Here is a 3,321-nt window from a genome sequence, read left to right on the forward strand (position 1 = left end):
CCTGGTTCGTTGAGGGGGTTCTTGCGTGCGCGGTTGCCGGAGGCGATGATCCCGGCGGCGTTCGTGACGGTGGAGGGTTTCCCGGTGCTGCCGAGCGGCAAGCTCGACCGCAACGCACTCCCACCGCCGCACCCCGATACCGCCCCCGCCTTCGTGCCCCCGGCCACCCCCGCGGAGGAGACGCTGGCCGCCATCTGGTCCGACCTGCTCGGACGGGACCGCGTCGGAGCGCGCGACGACTTCTTCGAGCTGGGCGGCCACTCCCTGCTCGTGGTCCGCCTCATCGCCCGGATCTCCGACGAACTGGGCGTGGAACTGCCGCTGCGCCGCTGCTTCGACGCCACCACCGTCGAGGAGCAGGCGCTGGCCGTACTCGAGCACGCGCTCGGGACCGATCTGGAGCTTCTTGAGGAGGAGCGGTGAGCGACGCCGAAGGGATCCGCGAACGCCTGGCCGCGCTCAGCCCGGACCAGCGGGCCGCACTCGAGGCCCGCCTCCTCGGCCGCCGCCGGCCGAGCCCGCCCACTCCGGCGATCCCGCACGCCGACCCCCGGCTGGGCGCCCCGCTGACCGAGGCGCAGCGCCGGCTCTGGGTCGTCGACCAGCTCGACCCCGGCAACCCCGCCTACACCCTGTCCTGGGCGTACCGGATCGACGGCCCGCTGGACGCCGCCGCGCTGGCGGCGGCGTTCGACGCGCTCGTGGAGCGCCACCCCGTACTCGGGTACGTGGTCACGCTCAAGGACGGCGAGCCCTGGCAGGCGCCCGGCCCCGTCAGGCCCGCGCTCACCGTCGAAGACGTCACCCCCGCCGAGGCGGACGCGGCGGCCCTCGGCGAGGCCGGGCACCGGTTCGCCCTGGACACGGGCCCCCTCACCAGGGCCCGCCTGCTGCGGGTCGCCGAGCGGGAACACCGCCTGATCCTGACCCTGCACCACATCCTGGCCGACCGCTGGTCCGTGGCGATCCTGCTGCGCGACCTGCTGGCGCTGCACGCCGGCGACCCGCTCCCTGCGGCGCCGACCGGCTACGCCGCCTACGCCACCTGGCAGCGGTCCCGCCCCGCCGGCGGGGACGGCGACCTCGCCCACTGGCGCGAGACCCTCGCCGGGCTGCCCGACGTGCTCGACCTGCCCGCCGACCGGCCCCGCCCGCCCGTCCGCCACAACGCGGGGCGCAGGCTGCCGTTCGACCTGGACCGGCCGACCGCCGACGGGGTGCGCGCGCTGGCGGCCGGACACCGGGCCACCCCGTTCATGGTGCTGGCCGCCGCCGTGCAGGCGCTGCTGGCCCGCTACACCGGCCAGACCGACATCCCGATCGGCACGCCCGTCTCGGCCCGCCCCGACCCGTCGCTCGACGACACCGTCGGCCTGTTCCTCAACACCGTGGTGCTGCGCGGCGACCTGTCCGGCGACCCGAGCTTCACCGAGCTGGTGGAGCGCACCCGGGAGCGGGCGCTGGGCGCGTTCGAACACGCGGCGCTGCCGTTCGAGACCCTGGTGGAGGAGCTGTCGGCGGGCCGCGACCTGTCCAGGAACCCGCTGTTCCAGGTGATGCTCGCCTACCAGAACACCCCGCCGCTGCCCGGCGGCGCGCGCGGCCTGCGCCTGGAACGGCTGGACGTGCGGCCCGGCACCGCCATGTTCGACCTGGACCTCATCGTCGAGGAGCGCCCCGACGGCCGGCTGCTGTGCGTGCTCGACTACCCCACCGACCTGTTCGACGACGACCGGATGGCCCGCCTGGCCGGCCACCTGCGCACCCTGCTGGCAGCCGCCGTCGCCGATCCCGGCCTGCGCTTGTCGGAGCTGCCGCTCATGCCCGCCGACGAACAGGAGCGCACCCTGCGGGCAGGCGACGGCCCGGCTCTCCCGTACCCGGAACGCGGCGTGCACGAGCTGGTCGCCGAGCAGGCCGCCCGCACCCCGGACGCGCCCGCCGTGGCCGACGCGCACGGCCGCGTCCTGACGTACGCGGAGCTGGAGGCGAAGGCGGCCCGCCTGGCCGCGCGGCTGCGGCGGCTCGGCGTCGGCCCCGAGACCCGGGTGGGCGTGTGCCTGCCCCGCACCCCGGACCTGGTCGCCGCCCTGCTCGGGGTGCTCAAGGCCGGCGGCTGCTACGTCCCCCTGGACCCCGGCTACCCGCCGGAGCGGCTCGCCGGGATCCTCGCCGACTCGGGGGCCGCGCTCGCCGTCACCACCGCCGCACTCCAGGCCCGCCTCCCCGACCGGCCCGGCCGCCTGCTGCTCGAAGACCTCCCCGCGGACGGGGAGGAGTTCGGTACGGGCGCGCACCCGGACCAGGCCGCCTACCTGATCTACACCTCCGGCTCGACCGGCCGGGCCAAGGGCGTCGTGGTGCCGCACCGCGGCCTGGTCAGCCTGCTGGGACACGTCCGCGAGGCGCCCGGCCCGGCGGCGGGGGAGCGGTACCTGTTCCTGACGTCGGTGTCGTTCGACATCGCGATGATCGAGATCTTCGGCCCGCTGGTCACCGGCGGGACCGTCGTGGTGGCCTCCTCCGCCGAGATCGAGCGGGTGCACCGGCTCATCGGGGACGTGCACACCGTCCAGGCCACCCCGTCCATGCTGGAGGGCCTGCTGCCCGCGCTCGCCGCCCGCGTCCCCCGGATCATCTCCACGGGCGAGGCGCTGCCCGCCGGGCTCGCCGCCCGGCTCCTGAAGGTGACGGACGAGCTGTGGGACCTGTACGGGCCGACCGAGACGACCGTGTGGTCCACCGGGCACCGGGTCACGGGCGACGCAGGCGGCTCCATCGGCACGCCGGTGGCGAATACGTCGGTGTATGTGGTGGATGGGGGGTTGTGTCCGGTTCCGGTGGGGGTGCCGGGTGAGTTGCTGCTGGGTGGGGTGGGGGTTTCTCGGGGTTATCACGGTCGTGCGGGGTTGACGGGAAAGCGGTTTGTTCCGGATCCGTTCGGTGGTGGTGGGGGGCGGTTGTATCGGACGGGGGATTTGGTGCGGTGGTGTGCGTCGGGGGAGTTGGAGTATCTGGGGCGTGTTGATGATCAGGTGAAGGTGCGGGGGGTGCGGGTCGAGCCGGATGAGGTTGCGGCGGTGCTGGGGGAGTGTCCGGGGGTGGGTCGCGCGGTGGTGGTGGTGCGTGATGACGCTCCGGGTGGTCGTGGTCTGGTGGCGTATGTCCAGCCTGGTGCGGGTTCGGGGGTTGATCCTGGTTCGTTGAGGGGGTTCTTGCGTGCGCGGTTGCCGGAGGCGATGATCCCGGCGGCGTTCGTGACGGTGGAGGGTTTCCCGGTGCTGCCGAGCGGCAAGCTCGACCGCAACGCACTCCCACCGC

Annotated in this window: 2 protein-coding genes; both read left to right on the forward strand. The window is 74.5% G+C overall.

Features of this window, described 5'->3' with window-relative positions; all coding sequences use genetic code 11:
* Positions 1-423, forward strand: a 423-nt coding sequence (locus tag ABD999_RS43675) for a phosphopantetheine-binding protein (RefSeq protein WP_345483298.1), incomplete at its 5' end; no start/stop codon positions are given.
* The coding region (locus tag ABD999_RS43680) for a non-ribosomal peptide synthetase (protein WP_345483299.1) at positions 420-3,321 on the forward strand (2,902 nt) is incomplete at its 3' end. The genes ABD999_RS43675 and ABD999_RS43680, both read left to right, overlap by 4 nt.

Source organism: Nonomuraea ferruginea (assembly GCF_039540635.1).
GTDB lineage: Bacteria > Actinomycetota > Actinomycetes > Streptosporangiales > Streptosporangiaceae > Nonomuraea > Nonomuraea ferruginea.